The 20,216-nt window shown below is 71.8% G+C and carries 13 protein-coding genes; 6 read left to right on the top strand and 7 right to left on the bottom strand.

All coding sequences use genetic code 11. The features are described 5' to 3' along the window. Positions 1-37: 37 nt before the first annotated feature. On the bottom strand, positions 38-1,999 hold the full coding sequence (asnB, locus tag ACTMS2_RS27645) for an asparagine synthase (glutamine-hydrolyzing) (protein ID WP_089003352.1): 1,962 nt from the start codon (positions 1,997-1,999) through the stop codon (positions 38-40). 227 nt (positions 2,000-2,226) lie between these two features. On the opposite strand from asnB, the gene ACTMS2_RS27640 reads away from it, so the two are divergent. The 3 genes from ACTMS2_RS27640 (at position 2,227) to ACTMS2_RS27630 (ending at position 7,457) form a co-directional block, all read left to right on the top strand. Next, complete coding sequence (locus tag ACTMS2_RS27640) at positions 2,227-3,708, top strand: aminopeptidase P family protein (protein WP_441178010.1); 1,482 nt, start codon at positions 2,227-2,229, stop codon at positions 3,706-3,708. A 343-nt stretch (positions 3,709-4,051) separates the two neighbouring features. Beyond that, on the top strand, positions 4,052-5,542 hold the full coding sequence (locus tag ACTMS2_RS27635; protein WP_441178009.1) for a hypothetical protein: 1,491 nt from the start codon (positions 4,052-4,054) through the stop codon (positions 5,540-5,542). A 355-nt stretch (positions 5,543-5,897) separates the two neighbouring features. Beyond that, the gene (locus ACTMS2_RS27630) at positions 5,898-7,457 is read left to right on the top strand and encodes a hypothetical protein (RefSeq protein WP_441178008.1); all 1,560 of its coding nucleotides are present in this window, start codon (positions 5,898-5,900) and stop codon (positions 7,455-7,457) included. A 101-nt stretch (positions 7,458-7,558) separates the two neighbouring features. Here the strand turns inward: ACTMS2_RS27630 and pulA are convergent, their stop codons facing one another. The 4 genes from pulA to ACTMS2_RS27610 all read right to left on the bottom strand — a co-directional run bounded on the left by pulA (position 7,559) and on the right by ACTMS2_RS27610 (position 15,219). After that, the gene (pulA, locus tag ACTMS2_RS27625) at positions 7,559-13,051 is read right to left on the bottom strand and encodes a pullulanase-type alpha-1,6-glucosidase (RefSeq protein WP_441178007.1); all 5,493 of its coding nucleotides are present in this window, start codon (positions 13,049-13,051) and stop codon (positions 7,559-7,561) included. A 151-nt stretch (positions 13,052-13,202) separates the two neighbouring features. Further along, positions 13,203-13,892: a cellulose binding domain-containing protein gene (locus ACTMS2_RS27620; protein ID WP_350823439.1), complete on the bottom strand. Its 690-nt coding sequence runs from the start codon at positions 13,890-13,892 to the stop codon at positions 13,203-13,205. Positions 13,893-14,063: 171 nt separating this feature from the next. After that, positions 14,064-14,453 (bottom strand): hypothetical protein, encoded by a 390-nt coding sequence (locus ACTMS2_RS27615; RefSeq protein WP_441178006.1) that lies wholly within the window; start codon positions 14,451-14,453, stop codon positions 14,064-14,066. A 37-nt stretch (positions 14,454-14,490) separates the two neighbouring features. Beyond that, positions 14,491-15,219: a hypothetical protein gene (locus ACTMS2_RS27610; RefSeq protein ID WP_441178005.1), complete on the bottom strand. Its 729-nt coding sequence runs from the start codon at positions 15,217-15,219 to the stop codon at positions 14,491-14,493. Positions 15,220-15,238: 19 nt separating this feature from the next. On the opposite strand from ACTMS2_RS27610, the gene ACTMS2_RS27605 reads away from it, so the two are divergent. Further along, positions 15,239-15,421, top strand: coding sequence for a hypothetical protein (locus ACTMS2_RS27605; protein ID WP_363900470.1), 183 nt, complete (start codon positions 15,239-15,241; stop codon positions 15,419-15,421). Between the two features lie 12 nt (positions 15,422-15,433). Here ACTMS2_RS27605 and ACTMS2_RS27600 read toward each other — a convergent pair whose 3' ends face one another. Both ACTMS2_RS27600 and ACTMS2_RS27595 read right to left on the bottom strand, forming a co-directional pair. Next, on the bottom strand, positions 15,434-17,101 hold the full coding sequence (locus tag ACTMS2_RS27600; protein ID WP_441178004.1) for a right-handed parallel beta-helix repeat-containing protein: 1,668 nt from the start codon (positions 17,099-17,101) through the stop codon (positions 15,434-15,436). A gap of 73 nt (positions 17,102-17,174) precedes the next feature. Further along, positions 17,175-17,612, bottom strand: coding sequence for an ArsC/Spx/MgsR family protein (locus tag ACTMS2_RS27595; RefSeq protein WP_441178003.1), 438 nt, complete (start codon positions 17,610-17,612; stop codon positions 17,175-17,177). A gap of 212 nt (positions 17,613-17,824) precedes the next feature. Between ACTMS2_RS27595 and ACTMS2_RS27590 the strand changes: the two genes are divergently transcribed. Together ACTMS2_RS27590 and ACTMS2_RS27585 are read left to right on the top strand one after the other, a co-directional pair. Continuing rightward, on the top strand, positions 17,825-18,229 hold the full coding sequence (locus ACTMS2_RS27590) for a YciI family protein (protein WP_441178002.1): 405 nt from the start codon (positions 17,825-17,827) through the stop codon (positions 18,227-18,229). Positions 18,230-18,389: 160 nt separating this feature from the next. Then, positions 18,390-19,682, top strand: a complete 1,293-nt coding sequence (locus ACTMS2_RS27585) for an RNA polymerase sigma factor (protein ID WP_441178053.1) — start codon at positions 18,390-18,392, stop codon at positions 19,680-19,682. Positions 19,683-20,216: the final 534 nt, after the last annotated feature.

Raw genomic sequence — 20,216 nt, 5'->3', positions numbered from 1 at the left:
ATCGGCGAAATGGCCGGCGGAGGGCCGGCGGGGCGGGTCAGCGGACCATGGAGCCGACCACCGGCTTGGTGAGCAGGGCGGACTGGTTGCGCTGGATGCCCGGGTCGAGGGTCTTGGCGACGAAGATGGCATGCCAGATGCAGAAGATCAGCACCGTCCACACCTTGCGGGAGTGGTCGGCCTCCTCCCGCTTGTGCTCCTCCAGCAGCCGCATCGCGTACGACAGGTCGAGCAGGTCACCGGCGCCGGAGGTGGACAGCACGTGCCGGGCCCACTCGTACATCTCGCCGCGCAGCCAGACCCGGGTGGGGGTCGGGAAGCCCAGCTTCTTGCGGTTGACGATGGCCGGCGGCACCACGCCCTGGAGCGCCTGGCGCATCGCGTACTTGGTGGCGTCGGAGCGGGGCGGGAGCTTGAGGTCCACCGGGATCCGCGACGCCACGTCGAAGACCGCGCGGTCCAGGAAGGGCACCCGCACCTCCAGCGAGTGCGCCATCGAGATCCGGTCGGCCTTGACCAGGATGTCGCCGCGCAGCCAGGTGTAGAGGTCGACGTACTGCATCTTGGTGACGTCGTCGAGCTCCGTGCACTCGGCGTAGATGGGCGCGGTGACGTCGGTGTAGCGGACCGAGGGGTCGTAGCGGCGCAGCAGGTGCTGCTTCTCCTCCTCGGTGAACATCCGGGCGTTGCCGTAGTAGCGCTGCTCGATCGGGGTGGTGCCGCGCTCCAGGAAGCTCTTGCCCTTGACCCCCTGCGGGATGGCCTTGGAGACCGCCCGCAGCCCCTTCTGCACCCCGTCGGGCAGCCCGTTGACCGAGCTCAGCGACAGCGGCTCGCGGTAGATGGTGTAGCCGCCGAAGAACTCGTCGGCGCCCTCGCCGGAGAGCACCACGGTGACGTGCTCGGCGGCCTTCTTGGCCACGAAGTAGAGGGGCACCAGGGCCGGGTCGGCCACCGGGTCGTCCAGGTGCCAGACGATCTTCGGCAGCGCCTCGATCATGTCGTACGGCCCGATCTTGGTCGGGATGGTGGTCACGTCGAGGTGCCGGGCCGAGTCCTGGGCGACGTCGATCTCCGAGTAGCCGGGCACGTCGTAGCCGACGGTGAAGGTGAGGATGTTCGGGTTGAACTCCCGGGCCAGGGCCACCACGGCGGTCGAGTCGATGCCGCTGGAGAGGAACGAGCCGACCGGCACGTCGGAGCGCATGTGCATCCGGACGCTCTCGCGCAGCGTCTCCCGGATCTCGTGGTAGAGGCGCTGCTCGTCGTCGACCGGGGTGGGCCGGAAAACCGGCCGGTACCACCGGCGCACGTCGATGCGCCCGCCCGGGGACCAGGTCAGGTATTCGCCCGAGCCGATCCGGCTGATGCCCTTGTGCAGGGTGCCGGGCTCGGGCACGTACTGCAGGGTCAGGTAGTGGCTGAGGTTGGCCGTGTCGATGCCGGCGTCGCCCTGGTAGTTGGAGTGGGCGAAGGGCAGCAGCGCCTTCTTCTCCGAGGCCAGGTAGAGGCCGTCGGCGGTCTCCAGGTAGTGCAGCGGCTTGATGCCGAAGTAGTCCCGCCCGCCGAACGCGCGGCGCTCCTGCCGGTCCCAGATGACGAAGGCGAACATGCCGCGCAGCCGGGTGAGCACCTGCTCGCCCCAGAAGTGGTAGCCGGCGACGATCACCTCGCCGTCACCGGCGGTGGCGAACTGCGCGCCGAAGGTCCGGATCAGCTCCTCGCGCAGCTCGATGTAGTTGTAGATCTCGCCGTTGAAGGTGAGCAGGTAGCGCCCGTTCGCGTAGGACAGGGGCTCTTGGCTGGAGGCCACGTCGATGATCGCCAACCGCTTGTGCGCGAACACCCCGTCCGCGTACCGGCCGGAGGCGTCGCCGACCACCTCGACACCGGTCTCGTCCGGTCCGCGGTGGTGCAGGCATTCCAACGCCCCGGCGATGTTGTCGCGGTGGGCGGCGGCGTCGCCGCGCGCACTGAAGAAGGCCAGGAGTCCGCACATGGTCGTCATCTTTCCACGCGGCCCGAGCGGCCGTCGCGGCACCGCTGGGCTCTCCCCGTCGCGGCACCGTGCGCCCGGGCGGGAGGACGTCGGCAGCCGACGACCGGCGGTGGACGCCCCGGACGGGTGGCATCCGTCGCCCACGACACTGCCGGCGGTCCCGGCCCGGCCGGCCCCCGGCGGCGCGCGGTACCGTCTGACCTGCGACGACGCGGAGGGAGCGCAGCATGGCCGAGGGACGTACCGACAGCAGGCCGGCGGACGGCACCGAGTCGCACGACCCGGACTTCCCCGAGGCGTTCCTGGCGTTCATGCGGCAGGGCTGGCGGGACACCACCCTGCCGGTCGGCCCGCGGCCCGAGGTGCCGAACCACGCCAAGCGCCGGGCCGCGCTCTCGGCGGCCTTCCCGGGCGAGACCCTGGTGATCCCGACCGGCGGCGAGAAGGTACGCGCCAACGACACCGACCACCCGTTCCGGCCGGGCAGCGACTTCGCCTACCTGACCGGCGACCACGACCCGGACAGCGTGCTCGTGCTGCGGCCGAACGGGTCGGGCCACGACGCCACCCTGTACATGCGGCCCCGCTCGTCGCGGCGGACCGACGAGTTCTTCCGCAGCCGGCACGGCGAGCTGTGGGTGGGCCGACGGCACACCCTGGCCGAGAAGTCGGCCGAGCTGGGCCTGCCCACGGCGGACCTGACCGAGCTGGACGGGACGCTGGCCGACCTGGCGCCGGGGCGTACCCGGGTGCTGCGCGGTTTCGACGCGCGGGTGGACACCGCCGTGCGCCCGTACGACGGCCACCGCGCCGAGGGCCAGCCGGCCCGCGACCGGGAGCTGGCGATCGCGATCTCGGAGCTGAAGCTGGTCAAGGACGAGTGGGAGATCGCCCAGCTCCAGGACGCGGTCGACGCGACCGTACGGGGCTTCGAGGACGTGGCCCGGGCCCTGCCGGCGGACCGGGGCGTCTCGGAGCGCCTGCTGGAGGGGATCTTCGCGCTGCGCGCCCGGCACGACGGCAACGACGTCGGTTACGGCTCGATCGTCGGCGCGGGCGAGCACGCCACGATCCTGCACTGGGTGCACAACCACGGCACCACCCGGCCCGGCGAGCTGCTGCTGATGGACATGGGCGTGGAGAACCGCCACCTCTACACGGCCGACGTCACCCGGGTGCTGCCGGTCGACGGCCGCTTCACCCCGCTCCAGCGTCAGGTCTACGACGCCGTGCACGCCGCGCAGCAGGCCGGCATCGACGCGATCCGGCCCGGCGTGGCGTTCCGGGAGGTCCACCTGACGGCGATGCGGGTGCTCGCGCAGGCGCTGTCGGACCTGGGCCTGCTGCCGGTGAGCGTCGACGAGGCCATGGACGGGGGGTCGACGGTCTACCGGCGCTGGACGCTGCACGGCACCAGTCACATGCTCGGCATCGACGTGCACGACTGCGCGAACGCCCGCAAGGAGAAGTACCGCGACGGCACGCTGGGCGAGGGCTACGTGCTCACCGTCGAGCCCGGGCTCTACTTCCAGCCCGAGGACGAGCTGGTGCCCGAGGAGCTGCGCGGCATCGGCATCCGGATCGAGGACGACATCCTGGTCACCGCGACCGGCGCGGTGAACCTCTCCGCCGGGCTGCCGCGCGCCGCCGACGAGGTGGAGACCTGGCTGGCCGAGCAGCGCGAGGCGGGTCCCCGCCTGCCCGGCTGATCCCGGGGTACGACCACATGACGGGACCCGCCGCCACCGGCGCGGGTCCCGTCGTCGTTTGCGCTGCTCACCCCCTTCCTGCTCGGACCGTCCGGGTTGCCGCGTCACGTCCAGAGTGAGGGGAATACGGGGTTTTCTCGGATTAGGGCATCTCGCGAGGATCCTTCTCATACGGTGGCTATCAGAGGCTACAAACCCATTTGTGGCTAGTCGCGCCGCTTCAGATGGTGCGACCCCGTCTGACAGCAGGAAAGGGCGGAAGGCTCTGATGTCCAATGACGTAACGACTCCCGACGGTGGCGCCCCCACGGGCGCACCGGCCCGAGGGCGGCGCAAACTCTGGGTGGCTGCAGGCGTTGCCGGCGTGGTCGGCCTGGCGGCACTGGGCGGCCTGGCCGCCCGCGAGGACAAGTCCGGCGGCGCGGACCGGCTGTCGGACGCGCAGTCGTCGACCCTGCGGCAGAACGTCAGCGACGCTGGCACAGCCGACCTGGGCTCCGGTGAGAAAGACGACAAGAGGGGTGTCCAGGACGCCCGCGGTGGCCGGGACGACTGGCAGGGCAAGGACTGGCAGGGCAAGGACGGCAAGGACTGGCAGGGCAAGGACGGCCGCGACGGCAAGGACAAGGACGGCCGTGACGGCAAGGACGCCAAGGAACTGCCGTGCGACACCGACGTGCTGGTCGAGGCGGTGAACAGGGCCAACGAGGACAACGGCGGAGCGTTCAAGCTGGCCAAGGACTGCACCTACCGGTTCACCGAGGAGACCGGGAACAACGCCTTCCCCGTCATCGACGAGCGGATCACGATCCTGGGCAACAACTCGACGTTCTTCCACGACGGCACCGCACTGTTCCGGTTCTTCGAGGTCGCCTCCGGCGGCGACCTGACGCTGAAGGACCTCACCCTCAAGGGCGGCCAGGTGACCGCGCCCCCGCCACCGCCGAGCGGCGCCAACGGCGGCGCCCTGCTGGTCCAGGAGGGCGGCGAGGCCACCCTGAAGCACACCAAACTCATCGACAACCGGGTCACCGGCGTCGGCAACCAGGGCAACGGCGGCGCCATCGCCAACTTCGGCACGGTCGAGATCGACAAGAGCGTCCTCGCCAACAACCACGCCCGCGGCGTCGGCAACGGCGGCAACGGCGGCGCCATCTACAACGAAGGCGTACTGACCGTCCACGACACCCGCATCGACAGCAACACCGCCACCGGCAACAGCGCGGTCAGCGGCAACGGCGGCGGCATCGCCAACGAGGACGACGGCATCGCCACCATCGCCTACAGCCAGATCACCAACAACAAGGCCAGCAACGACGGCGGCGGCATCCACAGCGAAGACGACGCCCGCCTCACCATCACCCGCACCAAGATCGCCCACAACACCGCCTGCGACGACGGCGGCGGCATCCACAACGACGGCGACTCCACCATGCTGCTGGAATACGTCATCATCGCCGGAAACAAGGCCACCGACGACGGCGGCGGCATCTACCACGACAGCGACAACATCGCCACCATCAAGCACACCGCCTTCACCGACAACACCGCCGGCGACAACGGCGGCGGCCTGTTCAACGGCGAAACCCTCAACCTCTACGACAGCGAGTTCAAGGGCAACCACGCCGAACAGGGCGGCGCCATCTACAACGACAACAACGCCGTCCTCACCATCCGCGACAGCAAGATCGTCGGCAACTTCGCCTCCGAAACCGCCGGCGCAGGTGGCATCTACAACAACGGCAACGCCACCGCCGTCAACCTCGACAACAAGACCATCATCAAGAAGAACGAACCCCGCAACTGCACCAACGTCACCGGCTGCGCCAACTGAACCACCACATAACGAAGGGATCCCTTCCCCTGCCCGGGGGAGGGATCCCTTCCGTGCGGGCGCCGGTCCGGGACGAATCCGCCCCGGGGCTGGAAAGGTGCCCGGGTTCCGGGGCGATTGAGGCGACTCGTGGCGTAGCCGCCGGTTCGGCACGACTGCGGGGCGCACTCCTCGCCGTCCGGACCGTCACGCCTTGACCCGCGATACCCCTAACGTGGGTTCCTTTCGGATATGACCGTGAAGGGAAAAAGATTCTCATACGGTGGTCCTCAGTAGCTACAACCGATTTGTAGCCAGGGCAGCCCGCAGTGGCGGAGCAGCCCTGTCTGGTACGAGGAGAGAGCAGAGAGCTCCGATGTCCAACTACCTTCGCAAGAACGCCGAGAACACCGCGCCGAAGAGCCGGCGCAAGCTGTGGCTCGCCACCGGCGTCGCCGGGCTGACCGGCGTGGTCAGCCTCGCCGGCGTCACCGTCGCGAGCAGCGCGGGCGCCGTCGGGGTCGACCGTCTCACCGACCTGAAGTGGTCCACGGCCGAGCAGGTCACCAAGGATGACGCCGCCGGTCGCGACGACCGGGCGGGCGAGACCGGCAAGGGCCAGGAGGGGCAGGACGCCCGCGGTGGCCGGGACGACTGGCAGGGCAAGGACTGGCAGGGCAAGGACGGCAAGGACTGGCAGGGCAAGGACGGCCGCGACGGCAAGGACAAGGACGGCCGTGACGGCAAGGACGCCAAGGAACTGCCGTGCGACACCGACGTGCTGGTCGAGGCGGTGAACAGGGCCAACGAGGACAACGGCGGAGCGTTCAAGCTGGCCAAGGACTGCACCTACCGGTTCACCGAGGAGACCGGGAACAACGCCTTCCCCGTCATCGACGAGCGGATCACGATCCTGGGCAACAACTCGACGTTCTTCCACGACGGCACCGCACTGTTCCGGTTCTTCGAGGTCGCCTCCGGCGGCGACCTGACGCTGAAGGACCTCACCCTCAAGGGCGGCCAGGTGACCGCGCCCCCGCCACCGCCGAGCGGCGCCAACGGCGGCGCCCTGCTGGTCCAGGAGGGCGGCGAGGCCACCCTGAAGCACACCAAACTCATCGACAACCGGGTCACCGGCGTCGGCAACCAGGGCAACGGCGGCGCCATCGCCAACTTCGGCACGGTCGAGATCGACAAGAGCGTCCTCGCCAACAACCACGCCCGCGGCGTCGGCAACGGCGGCAACGGCGGCGCCATCTACAACGAAGGCGTACTGACCGTCCACGACACCCGCATCGACAGCAACACCGCCACCGGCAACAGCGCGGTCAGCGGCAACGGCGGCGGCATCGCCAACGAGGACGACGGCATCGCCACCATCGCCTACAGCCAGATCACCAACAACAAGGCCAGCAACGACGGCGGCGGCATCCACAGCGAAGACGACGCCCGCCTCACCATCACCCGCACCAAGATCGCCCACAACACCGCCTGCGACGACGGCGGCGGCATCCACAACGACGGCGACTCCACCATGCTGCTGGAATACGTCATCATCGCCGGAAACAAGGCCACCGACGACGGCGGCGGCATCTACCACGACAGCGACAACATCGCCACCATCAAGCACACCGCCTTCACCGACAACACCGCCGGCGACAACGGCGGCGGCCTGTTCAACGGCGAAACCCTCAACCTCTACGACAGCGAGTTCAAGGGCAACCACGCCGAACAGGGCGGCGCCATCTACAACGACAACAACGCCGTCCTCACCATCCGCGACAGCAAGATCGTCGGCAACTTCGCCTCCGAAACCGCCGGCGCAGGTGGCATCTACAACAACGGCAACGCCACCGCCGTCAACCTCGACAACAAGACCATCATCAAGAAGAACGAACCCCGCAACTGCACCAACGTCACCGGCTGCGCCAACTGACGACAGTCACGCGGTATCAGCTGGGAACGGCATCGGCTGACACAGAGAACGGTCCGGCCCCCTTCCGCTCGGCGGGAGGGGGCCGGACACGTGTGACACGACTACTGCTGCACGAAGACCGCCACGCTGCGCGCCGGCACCGTGAACGTGCCGCTGGCCCGGTCGAAGGAGGCCGTCCGCAGCGCCTCGTCCGCCGAGGTCCGCAGCACCGGGTGCAGTGCCACGTCCGCCCCGCGCAGCCCGGTCAGCCGCTGCGTCGCCGTCTCGGGCGTGGCGTTGAAGACCACCGTCACCGACTTCCACCGCCCGTCGAGGCCCCGGCCGTCCAGCGTCATCGTGAGTACGCCAGGGGTCTCGGCCGCGCCGGAGAGCGGGAAGGCGACCCGCTTCTGCACCTGCTCCGCCGTGGTCAACCCGAAGACCGGCGAGGAGCCCCGGATCTTCAGCAGCTCGGCGTAGCGGGCGTCGGCCAGGTCGATCGCCGCGCAGTCCGGGACCAGCGCCGGGTCGGCCAGCAGCGGCTTCGCGTACGGCCACTTGTCCCGGTTGTCCTGCTCGGGCGGCAGGCCGGCGCCGAAGCCGTTGCCCTGGGCGCAGTCCCAGCGGATCTGGTTGAACCAGTCGCCGGAGTTGTACGAGTTGCGGTCCAGCGACTTCGAGCGCAGCCGCTCGGTGCCGGTGGTGACGAACCCGGGCCCCTGCCCCATCACCACCGTGCTCAGCGCCAGCACCTGCATCCGCGCCCGGTCCGCCGCCGGGGTGTCCTGCGGCAGCTTGTACGCCAGCGCGTCGTACAGGATCTCGTTGTCGTGCGCGTCGACGTAGGTGACCGCCTCCCCCGGCGCGGCGGTGTAGCCGGCGGGCGAGCCGTTGTAGTCGACCTGCGCGCCGGTGACCTGCCGGCCCGACGAGTCGGTGAACCGGTACCCGCGCAGGTTGCCGGTGAGCCCCACCTTGATCAGGTCGTGCTGGTGCAGCAGGCGGGCCCGCTGCTGGGCCGTGGACCCGTTCACGTCGTCGCCGTTGGGGTCGGTGAACAGACCGGAGGCGAAGCCCTGCACGCGGGGGTTGGCGTCGAACGGCCCGCCGCCGCGCACCGCGTCGCGGAGCCGGTCATTGAAGGTGCCGATCCCGGTGCCGGCCATGTTGGCCTGGGTGGCCTGCGTGAACCGGGCGTCGTCGGCGACCTCGCCGAAGTTCCAGCCCTCGCCGTAGAGCAGGATCTTCCTGCCGTCCACGCCGTCGCGGGCGACGGTCAGCTCGTCGAGCGCCTTGCGTACGGCCAGGATGTTCGCCTTCGGGTGGTGGCCCATCAGGTCGAACCGGAAGCCGTCCACCTTGTACGCCCGGGCCCAGGTGACCAGGGAGTCCACGACGAGCTTGCCCATCATGGCGTGCTCGGGGGCGGTGTTGGCGCAGCAGGTCGAGGTGGCGACGGCGCCGTCGTCGAGCAGGCGGTGGTAGTAGCCGGGCACGATCTGGTCGAGCACCGACTTCGGATCGGCGCCCGCCGCCGAGGTGTGGTTGTAGACGACGTCCATCACCACGCGTAGCCCGACGCCGTTGACGCCGGCCACCATCTGCCGGAACTCCGTCGTGCGCTTCGCCCCGGCCGGGTCGACGGCGTAGCCGCCCTCCGGCACGGTGTAGTGCAGCGGGTCGTACCCCCAGTTGTAGCCGTCGGTGTCGGCGACCGCCGCGACGCACTTCTGCTGCTGCTCGGAGTCCGGCGGCAACGCGGCCAGGTCGCAGGCCGGCTGCCGCTGGTCGGCGCGGCGCTCGGGGATGGTGGCGAAGTCGAACGCGGGCAGCAGGTGCAGGTGGGTGACCCCCGCGTCGCCGAGCGCCTTCAGGTGCTTCATGCCGGCGGTGCCCGGGTCGGTGAAGGCGAGGTAGGTGCCCCGCCGTCCGGCCGGCACGGTGGTGTCGGCGACGGAGAAGTCCCGCACCGACAGCTCGGAGATCTGCACCTTCGTCGACGGCACCGCCGCCGGCTTGCGCAGCTTCGCCCAGCCCGCCGGGGCGAGCGCCGGGTCGGTCAGGTCCACGATCTGGCTGTGCGTGGAGTCCGGCGCGAGCGCCAGCGAGTACGGGTCGGTCACCGAGGCGGTGACCAGCTGCTGCGTCGCCGGCTGCCACGCCTGGACCTGGTAGCGGTAGTACCGCCCGGTCCAGTCGCGGGAGCCGCGCACCGACCAGACGCCGGTGCGGTCGTCGCGGCGCATCGCCACCGTCCGCGGCGTCGCGGTCGGCGAGTCGAAGAGCTGCAACGACACCTGCCGCGCCGTCGGCGCCCAGAGCGACAGCGTCGGCACCCTGCCGGCGAAGGTCGGTCCGAGTCGCGCGCTGGTGGCGCGGGCGTAGACGTCGTCGAGCACGCCGGGGATCTGCACGCCGGTCGCGGCGAGCAGGGCGCCCTCGGCGTCCCGCTCGGTCACGAGGAGCTGCCCGCGCAGGGCCGCCGGCACCTTCGCCAGGTCCCGCCGGTCGAGGGTGAAGGCGCCGTGCGCCCACAGGTGCGGGAAGGCCGCGCGCTGGGCCTCGGTGAGGCCGTTGCGCTGCGCGGTCAACGGCAGCGTGGCGTACGTCCCGACGAGCTCGCCGTCGGCAACGGTCACCCCGCCGGTCGGGGCGGCCACCAGGGCGTACGTCCTGCCGTCGGTGGGCCCGGCCTGCCAGGCGACGGTGGAGCGGTCGATCCAGTGCGCCTTCTGTTTCGTGATGTCGACGTCCCGGGCGGCGCCGGACGCGGTGGACGGCAGCAGCCGCCCGGGCGTGCCGGCGAGCAGCCACACCTCCCGCCCGGCGGCGGCGAAGTCGAGCCGCTGGTCGGTCGGCAGGTCCTTCTCGTCCCCCTTGTGGATGATGTAGCTGAGTCCGGTCGCCCCGGCGGCCAGCGGCACCCGGAAGACCGCGCCGAAGGAGTCGATCCGGGCCGGGGCGAGCGGGGCGGCCCAGTCCGTCGGGTTGGCGGCGCCGTCCCACACGTGCAGGCCCCAACCGTCGTAGTTGCCGTCGGCGCGGCGGTAGTGGATGACGGCGGTGCCGTCCGCCACGGGCGGGTCGGGCTCGCCGGTGGCGGCCTCCCGGCTCGGGTAGGTCGCCGGGTCGCCCTGCTTGACCCAGACCTCGCCGGTGCGCGTCACGTCGATCGTCCGGTCCTGTTCCACGTCCTTGGTGCCGGCCTTGTCCACGACCAGGAAGCCGACGGACTTCGCGCCCGGCTTGAGCTTCACCCAGGCGAACCGGCCGTAGGAGTCCTCGCCGGCGAACGGCTGCCCCTTGGGCCACTCGGTCGCGTACGCCGGGTCGATGTCGCCCCAGGCGTAGAGGCCCCAGTCGTCGTAGCCGCCCGCCGGGCGCTGGTAGTGCACCACGGCCCACTCCCGGGACGCGGACTGCGCCGGGGTGCCCACGGTCGCGGTGGACCGGGCGGTCGCGGTGCGGCCCTTTCCGTCGCGGACGACGGCCTTGTACTCGATCCGCGTAGCGCCGGCCAGCCCGGTCAGGTCGTGGTGCACCGTGTACGGGGCCGTCTCGGCGCTGCCGAGCAGCGTCCACCTGCCGCCGGCGACCCGGGCGGCGACGGTGACCGTGGCCAGCGGGTCGCCGGTGACCTGCGCGGTGACGGCGGCCTTCGTGGCGACGGGCTCGCCGGGTGCGGGGGCGGTGATCGTGATCCGTGGCGCGGCGTCGGGCGCCGCGATCGGGGTGCCGGCACGGTGCACCACGGCCGACAGCGGCGGCACGGTCAGCGTGAGTTTGCCGTCCGCGCCGGCGACCGGGGCGGACGATGCGCCGTAGACGCCGGTGAAGGTGGCGCCGGCCGACCAGGTGTCCACGGTGACAGTCTGCGCCGTCGCGGCGTTGTTCACCGCGACGACGTACTCGGTGCGCTGCTTCGGGTCGATCCGGGAGAACGCGAAGACGCCCGGGCCGTCGGCGGCGTAGCGGCCGACCTGCACGCCGTCGCGCAGGGCCGGGTGCGCCTGACGCAGCGCGCCCAGCTCGGCGATGGCCCGGTACAGCGGGTGGGCGCGGTCGAACTGGTCGCTGGCGTGGGTGCGGTCGGTGCCGAGCAGGTCGTCGTCGAGGTAGTCGGGGGTCTTCGAGGCGAACATGTCCTGCCGGGCGTCCTTGTCGCCGCCCGGGCCGGTGAAGCCCTGCTCGTCGCCGGAGTAGACCACCGGCTGACCGCGGGTCAGGAACATCAGCTCGTGGGCGAGCTGGTCGCGGCGCAGGTGGGTGGCCGGGTCGGTGCCGCCGCCGGCGATGAACGAGCCGATCCGGCCCATGTCGTGGTTGCCGAGGAAGGTGGTCAGCCGGCGCGCGTCGGTGTCGCGGGCGCGGTAGAGGTCGTCGCGGGCGTACACGTCGGCGAGCGCCTTGGCGGAGCCGTCGCCGGCGGTATAGCCGCGCGCCGCCTCCTGGAAGGCGAAGTCGAGGGTGGCCGGCAGGCCGCCGCGCCGCACGTACGTCGAGGTGATCTCCGGATCGGCGCTGTAGACCTCGCCGAACATGAAGAAGTCCTTCTTGCCGGCGCGCGCGGCGGCGCGCTCGACGCCCTGGCTGAACTGCGGCCAGAATTCGAGGTTCGCGTGCTTGACGGTGTCCAGCCGGAAGCCGTCGACGCCGGTGGAGGCCACCCAGTCGGAGTAGACCTTGGTCAGGCCGCGCACCACCTCGGGGCGCTCGGTCCACAGGTCGTCGAGGCCGAAGAAGTCGCCGTACTCGCTGTTCTCGCCGGCGAAGGTGGAGTCGCCCCGGTTGTGGTACATCGTCGGGTCGTTGAGCCACGCCGGGACCTTGACCTTCGCGTCGGCCGGGGTCGCGAACGTCGGGGTGTACGGGAACGACGTCGTGTCCACCTTCGGGAAGCCCCGGCTGCCGTCGGCGTAGTTGCGGTCCTCGAAGGGGCGCCCCTGCGCGTCGGTGTACGGCGACGTCGCCTTGTCCACGTAGGTGTACTTGTCCTCGGCGTACTTGATGACGTCGGCGGTGTGGTTGACGATGACGTCGAGGTAGACCTTGATGCCCCGCCGGTGCGCGAGCGCGACCAGCCGCTTCAGGTCCTCCTTCGTGCCGAAGTGCGGGTCGACCTGGGTGAAGTCGGTGATCCAGTAGCCGTGGTAGCCGGCGGAGACGTCGGCCCCGGTGCCCTGCACCGGACGGTTCTTGAAGATGGGGGCGAGCCAGATGGCCGTCGTGCCGAGCCCCTCGATGTAGTCGAGCCGGTCCATGACGCCCTTGAGGTCGCCACCGTGGTAGAAGCCCTTGTCGGTGGGGTCGAGGCCGGTGGAGAGGCGGTCGCCGGTGAGGCCGCCGGTGTCGTTGCGCCGGTCGCCGTTGGCGAACCGGTCCGGCAGGACGAAGTAGAACTGCTCGGCGCGGGCCTGCGGGTCACCGGCGGAGAGCAGCGCCTCCGCGGAGGGCTCGGCGCGCCACTGCGTGGCGCCGGCGGTGAGCAGCGGGCCGGTGCCGTCGGGGGCGTCGGCGGCGAGCTGCCGCACGGCCATCGGGGTGCCGACGAGGGTGAGGATGAGCAGGGAGACGAGGGCGAGCAGGGCCTTGCGCGGTAACGGCGGGGGTTTCATCGACGCCTTCCTCTGGTCGCTGACTGGCCCGCACGCTAACCCTTGCCGAAACGTTCTGCAATGCCTTGCAAACAAAGTCGTAACACGGCAGATGGCTTGCAAAGGAAACGGCCCGGCGAGGTTCGCGCCGGGCCGGGGAGGGTGGGGTGGGCTAGACGCGGCAGGCGCCGCCGTCGACCGAGCAGCTCGTCGGGCGGCTCTGGGTGCCCTGGACGTAGAAGCGCAGGGTGGCCGACGCGCCCCCGGGCAGGTCGCCGCCGCTGCGGTAGGTGAAACCGTCGTCGATCCGTTGCGCCGTCCCCTGTGGCGCGCCCTCGATCCACGCGCTGCCCAGCCGCGCCCCCGGGAAGGTCAGCCGCGCCGTCCACTCCCGACCCGTCGACGAGGTGTTGCCGACCAGCAGCTCCCCGACGAAGCCGTCCGCGTACGACTCCACCACCCGGTAGCGGCCCGTCAGCGGCGACGCGGGCGACGGTGGCGGCGCGATCAGCGCCGCGCCACTGCCGCTGGGGGTCGGCGACGGCGGGCGGCTGCTGCGCTCGGGCCTGGACCGCGTCGGAGTGGGGCGGGCGGTGGCACGCGCGGACGGCGAGGCCGTCGCCCGGGGCGAGCGGGTGGCCGTGGCGCTGGTCGCCGACGGCTCCGGGTCGGCCAGGCCGACGGTCGGCAGCGGCGGGGCGGGCTGTGCGTCGAACGCGGGACCGCGCCCCCGGTAGGTGCCCAGCGCGATGGCGAGCAGGACCACCATCACCACGACGCCGACGGACACCACGATCCACGGCGACGACGCGACGGCGGTCGTGCCGTAGGACCTGCTCGGTGCTCGGCGCGTCTCGGGCATGCCCATCCTCCCGCGGTCGTCCCGGGCAGCGTAGCGGTCGACGGCGACATGGTGCGACCGTCCGCGCACGGCGCGACCGCGCGCCGGCTCCCACGCGGCCGGTGCCGACACGGGCGACGCGGCGATGCGGGCCGCCGCCACGGCCTTCGGGCGTCGCGGTCGCGTCGGCGGTCAGGAGGTACGCAGGACGGTGCAGATGACCGGACCGTCGTCGGTGGAGCGCAGGAGGTAGCGGTAGCGCTCGCCGGGCACCCTGCGGCCCCGGCTGTCCAGGAACTCCCACTCCACGGCCACCATGGTCAGCAGCGCCGACATCGGCTGCACGTCCTCGATGGCCGCGTGCGCCGCGACCAGCTCGCGCTCCTGGTAGTCGGGGGCCGCGCCGACGAAGGACAGCGCCACCGCTGCCGGCGAGGTGAACGAGAAGCTGTACGTGTCGGCGACCACCATCCCCGGCAGCGCGTAACAGCCGGCGATGGCGGCCACGTCGCCGGTGGTCAGCGCCACGCCGTACCGGTCGAAGAAGTCGGTCAGCGTGTCCAGATCGGTGGATGCTCTCACGGGGACAGCAATTGCCGGCCGGACCACGGACCAAACCTCAGCGCGGCGGGATGCGTACCTCGATCTCGGCCCCGAGCTGGGCGCCGTTCGCGAGGCCGAGGTCGTCGCCGCTCCAGAACCGACCCGGGTCGTACCAGTTGGGGCGTCGCCCGGCGGGGAGCAGGCCCATCGCCTCGTAGGTCACCGCGACCACCTCCGCACAGTACGCCGTCTCCAGCGCACGCTCGCGTGCGGCGGCTCCGGCGCGCTCGGGCGCCGGGGCCTCGGGGCGGTGGCCGTCGCGGTGGCGCAGGGCCGGCACGCGCACCGCCGGGACCTGGCCGCGCAGGGTCGGCACGCGCACCGCCGGGACCCGGCCCCGCAGCCAGCGCCAGGCGAGCTGGGCGGTGGACGGGAACGGGGTGCCGTCCAGCCGGGCGACGGTGCGCAGCACCGCCTTCTCCATCTCCGCGTCGGCCGCCGGGTCGAGCTGGCGCAGCCAGGCCCGCTGGCCGTACCGGTTGGCCCAGACGCAGACCGCGTCGCGCAGGTCGTGCAGCTGCACGCCGCGCTGGTGGGTGCCCGTCCACATGTCCGGCAGCGACCTGCCCAGCTCGGCGTGCCACATCAGCGGCGGCATGTCGTCCAGCACGACCGCCATGCCGACGTGGTTGACCGGGCTGTTCGTGGTCAACTGGATGGCCCGGTCGGGCACGCTGCGGCCCCGGAAGACCCACACGTCACCGGTACGGGTCAGGTCCACGGCCTCGTCCAGGCTGATGCTCATGGGGGTCTACCCTAGGCCGATGCGGCAAGGGATGCGGTGGTGGAAGGTGCTCGGGCTGGCCGGCCTCGCCGGCGTGGCGGCGTCGGGCGTGGTCATCGCCCGGGCGGAACGGCGGCGTCGGGCGTACACCCCGGAGGAGATCCGGGCCCGGCTGCGCGACCGGCACGCGGAGGCGACGGCGCCCGCCGACGACGCGCGCTGAGCCCCGCCGACGTCAGTCGACGTCGTGGTGGTTGCGGTCCCAGCGCCCGCCGACGGGCGGGGTGTCCAGCCGCACCGCCCCGACGGCGTTGCCCGCGAGGTCGTTGTCCTCGATCCGGCAGGACACGCAACTGCCCGCCGGGGTGATCCAGAGCCCGTACGTCTGGGTCTGCTCGTCGCGGTGGTCCCAGATCCGGTTGCCGCGCACCGTGGCGGAGTCGAACGGCGCGTTGACGGTGATGCCGGCCCTGACCGGTGGGGCCGCCGGCAGTTCGTACGACGCGCCGGGCGGCGGCGTGTCCTCGTTCCAGCCGGTCGACGAGTCCGCCCGCACCTCGGCGAGCGTCAGGGCGGTGTCGGTGTTCGACACCACCACCGCCGTGCGTGAGCCGACCCGTACCACCTTGCCCCGGTGCCCGTCGTGCGGCCAGTGCGCCGCCAGGTCGGTGACGGACCGGTGGTGGTAGCGCACCGACTCGCCCTGGCCGGTGGCGGCCGGGGCGCACCGGCGGCCGTTGTTGCGGATCCGGTTGCCCACCACGACCGCGTCGGTCATCGGCCGGTCGATCCGGATCGCGTCCAGGCCGTTGTCCCAGAAGTCGTTGCCGTCGACGACCACGCCCGCCGCCGCACCCCGGTAGCCGTGTCCCAGGTCGTGCTCGTGGTAGCCGTACTCCCCGTTGGCGCTGATCCGGTTCCCGCGCACCGTGTACGGGCCGGGCGTGTTGCCCATGCTGATCCCGTCGCGGACGTTGCGGTCTATCACGCAGTCGCTGATGATGCCGCCCCGGCCGGCGACTCCCGCCGTGCCGTTGCCGGAGACGTCGAAGCCCGCGTCCAGGTTGCCGGTCAGGGTGCAGGCGGAGACGATCAGCCCGTCGGCGCCCCAGTCGGAGATGCCGAAGCGGTTCGCCTGGCTGTGGCAGCCGATGATGCGGTAGCCGCGTGGCGGGGTCCAGTAGTCCTTCTGGAGTTCGAGGAAGATCCCGTTGGTGCCGTTGCCGAGGGCGGTGCAGTTGGCGATCGTGAGACGCTCCACGTCGCCCCACCCGCCGATGCCGACGCCGATGCCCGCGCCGCCCATCTCCTCGCCGTTGTCGAGCCGCCCGCACCCGACCACGACCACGCCGTCGATCAGGCTGTCCTGGAGGAAGTCGCAGCCGAGCCCGGTGGCGCCGGTGTGGTGGATGTAGAGGTTGCGGAAGACGCCGCGCACCACGTACTGGAGGCCGAGCCCCTTGGCGAGGTAGTTGTACTCGACCATCGCCACGCCGGAGCCGTCGATCTCGAAGTCCGCGAAGGTGCAGTCGACGATGTACCGGTCGCGGCTCGCGCCGTGCTGCACCGTCGTCCAGAAGGCCAACGGCGTCGGGTTCGCCCGGTTGCCCTCGTTGCTGAGCAGGAACCGCGTCGCCCCCGGACCGGAGCCGATCAGCGACACCCCGCTGCGCCAGACCGTCCCGGCGTCACGGATCGAGTAGATCCCCGGCGGGCAGTGGATGACCCGGGCCCGCCCGTCGGCGGCGTATCCCTCGCCGAGGCGGTCGACCAGGGCCGACAGTGCCGGCTGGTCGTTCGTCACGCCGTCGCCGCGCAGCCCGAACTCCCGCGCGTCGCACCACAGGGGCGCCCCTGCGACCGGGGTGAGCCGCTTCGCGGTGGACACGCCCTGCTGCGGCATCCGACCCCTCCTCCACGACGTCCGGCGTTCGCCGGTGACCGGCGCATTCCCGCCGCACCCGCCGGGAAACGCGCTACCCGGCGGGCGTGGACCCCTCCGACGACGCGGCCGGCGACGGGCCGGGCTCCGCACCGGTGCCGGGCGTCGCGCCGGTGCGGCGCACCGCCTCCGCCACGGCCTCCGCGGTACGTCCCACGAGCGCTCCCCCGTCGTCGAGCAGCAGCAGGGGCCGCTGGATCAGCTCCGGGGCGGCCACCATCGCCTCGATCCAGCGCGGCTCCGCCGCCTCGTCCCGTGGCCAGTCGGCCATGCCGAGGGCCACCGCGGCGGGTTCCCGCGTACGACAGACGTCCCAGGGGCGCGCGTCGAGCCGGCGCAGCACCTCGGTCAGCTCCGCGGCGCTCGGCGGCCGGTCCAGGTACGGGCGCACCACGTAGCCGACCCCTGCCTCGTCGAGGGCGGTACGGGCGGCGGCGCACTTCGAGCAGGACGGGTTGTTCCAGATCTCCATGCCCGCCATGGTCGCAACCACCCCGCCGTCGGCACGATGAGGGCCGTCCGGGGTGGCGTCACCCGCGTTCCCCGTTCTTCCCTTCCGTACGCGGCCGGAGCGGCGCGGCGTTCTCGCGTCGCGGATCGGGGACGATGTCAAGACCGGCGGACCGGCGACGACCACTGAGCGAGCGGCGTCACCGGGACGCCCACGGGCGAGGAGAATCAGACGTGAAGTTCCTGTTGATCATGCACATGAACCCGCAGATCTGGGAGGCGCTCACCGAGGACGAACGCAACGAGGTGATGAAGGGCCACGAGGAGTTCATCGAGACGATCCGCGAGTCCGGCGAGATGCTCGGGACGACCGCGCTGGCCGAGCCGGCCGAGAGCGTCGTCGTCCGGGTCCGTGGAGGCGCGCCCACGGTAAGCGACGGCCCGTACCTGGAAGCCAAGGAGTACCTCGGCGGCTACTACCTCATCGAGTGCGCCGACCGGGACCGGGCCGTCGAGCTGGCCGCGCTGATCCCGGACGCCAGGGTGGAGGGTCTCGGCGTCGAGATCCGTCAGGTGATCTTCTCCTCGGGGGCCGAAGCGGCCTCGGTACGGGTGAGCGGTGCGGCGGCGACGAGCTGAGTCGGGCGTACCGGTCGGCGGCCAGGTGCTCGCCGACCGGTCCACCGGCGTTCCCACCGCTGCCCACGACGACGGACGGGCGGGCCGCGACGCGCTGGTAGGCCGCGACCGCGACGACGGGCGGGCGGGCCGTGGCCGGCTGCAGGCACGCGACGGCCGGGTGGGCGGCGAGGATCTCGGGCGCCTGCTGCGTGAGCTGGCACCGCGGGTCCTCGGCGCGCTGCTGCGCAGGTATGACGACTTCGACGCCTGCGAGGACGCGCTCCAGGAGGCCATGCTGGCGGCGACGGTCCAGTGGCCGGTCGACGGGGTGCCGGAGCACCCGCGCGGCTGGTTGGTGACGGTCGCCGCCCGCAGGTTCATCGACCAGATCCGCAGCGAACGGGCCCGCCGGGACCGGGAGGCGGCCAGCGCGAGCCGGGAACTGCCCGAGGCGATGGTCGCCCCCGGCCCCGACGAGCAGATGCCGCGCGACCACGACGACACCCTGACGCTGCTGTTCATGTGCTGCCATCCCGCGCTCACCCCGGCCTCGCAGGTCGCCCTGACGCTGCGCGCCGTCGGCGGTCTCACCACGGCCGAGGTCGCCGGCGCCTTCCTGGTGCCCGAGGCCACCATGGGTCCGCGCATCAGCCGCGCCAAGCAACGGATCCGGGCCGCCGGCACGACGTTGAGCGGACCGGCGTACGCCGAACGGCTGGGCGCCGTCCTGCACGTGCTCTATCTGATCTTCAACGAGGGCTACACCGCGACCTCCGGCCCCGACCTGCACCGACCCGACCTGGCCACGGAGGCCATCCGGCTGACCCGGGCGATCCACCGCTCGCTGCCCGACGACGGTGAGGTCGCCGGCCTGCTCGCGTTGATGCTGCTGACCGACGCCCGACGCGCGGCCCGTACCGACGCCGAGGGCGGCCTGGTCCCGCTGGGCGAACAGGACCGGCTCCGCTGGGACGCCGACCTGATCGAGGAAGGTACCCGGCTCGTCACCGACGCGATGCTGCGCTGCCCGCTCGGCCCGTACCAGCTACAGGCGGCCATCGCGGCCGTGCACGTGGGGGCGCCCCACGTGGCCGACACCGACTGGCGGCAGATCGAGTTCCTGTACCGCCTGCTGTGCCGGATCGCGCCCAATCCCATGGCGACGCTCAACCACGCGATCGCCGTGGCGATGACCGACGGTCCGGACGCCGCCCTGGCCATGGTGTCGGCGCTGGCCGCCGACGACCGGATGGCCCGCCACCACCGCCTCGCGGCCACCCGCGCCCACCTGCGGGAACTCGCCGGAGACACGGCAGCCGCGCGGGAGGACTACCTGCTCGCGTCCCAGCGCACCTTCAGCCTCCCGGAGCAGCGCTACCTGCGTGCCCGAGCCGACCGGCTCACCCCGATGGACGCCACGCCCCAGAATTCCGAAAGGCGCCCGACCGGCCCGGCCGGTACGCCGACGTGACACCCAGGCCCCGCTGCCCTCGCGCGGGACCACTCCCATAGCGCCAGCCCTTCTGCGGCGAGCGCCCGGTGGGCCGACAAGCCCCGTCGCTCCCGAGAGCGCCTGCGCGAACGCCGCTGCCGTTCACGACGCTAAGCCATGGTGATCAGAACCTCATGGACCGTAAAGCAGCCGGAAAACGCCATGGGGTCCTGATCACGATGCGGCCATCTCGTGCGGTTCGGGTGCGGAGTCCGGTTCCGACAGGATGTGCGGCTCCGGCGCGGAGTCCGATTCCGACAGGATGTGCGGCTCCGGCATGGTGGGCGGTTCCGGCGCTGTGTCCGGTTCGGGCATCCTGTGCGGTTCGGGGATGGTGTGCGATCCCCGGGTCAGCGCGTCCGGGCCGGTCTCGTCTGGTTTGCGGGGGTTTGGGGTGGGGCGGGTCACTGGGTCGGTGGGCATGGGTCGGGGGCCTCGGTCGTTGTATCCATCGTGAGCGCGTGACCCCCGGGAGCCCTTGCGGTGGCCGGGCCGAGGTCGGAATGCCGGCCG

Origin of the sequence: Micromonospora sp. SD12 (assembly GCF_052068495.1) — a bacterium.
GTDB classification, from domain to species: Bacteria; Actinomycetota; Actinomycetes; order Mycobacteriales; family Micromonosporaceae; genus Micromonospora; species Micromonospora echinofusca.
Note: the sequence above shows the minus strand (reverse complement) of the source record. Positions and strands in the feature narration are given on the sequence as shown.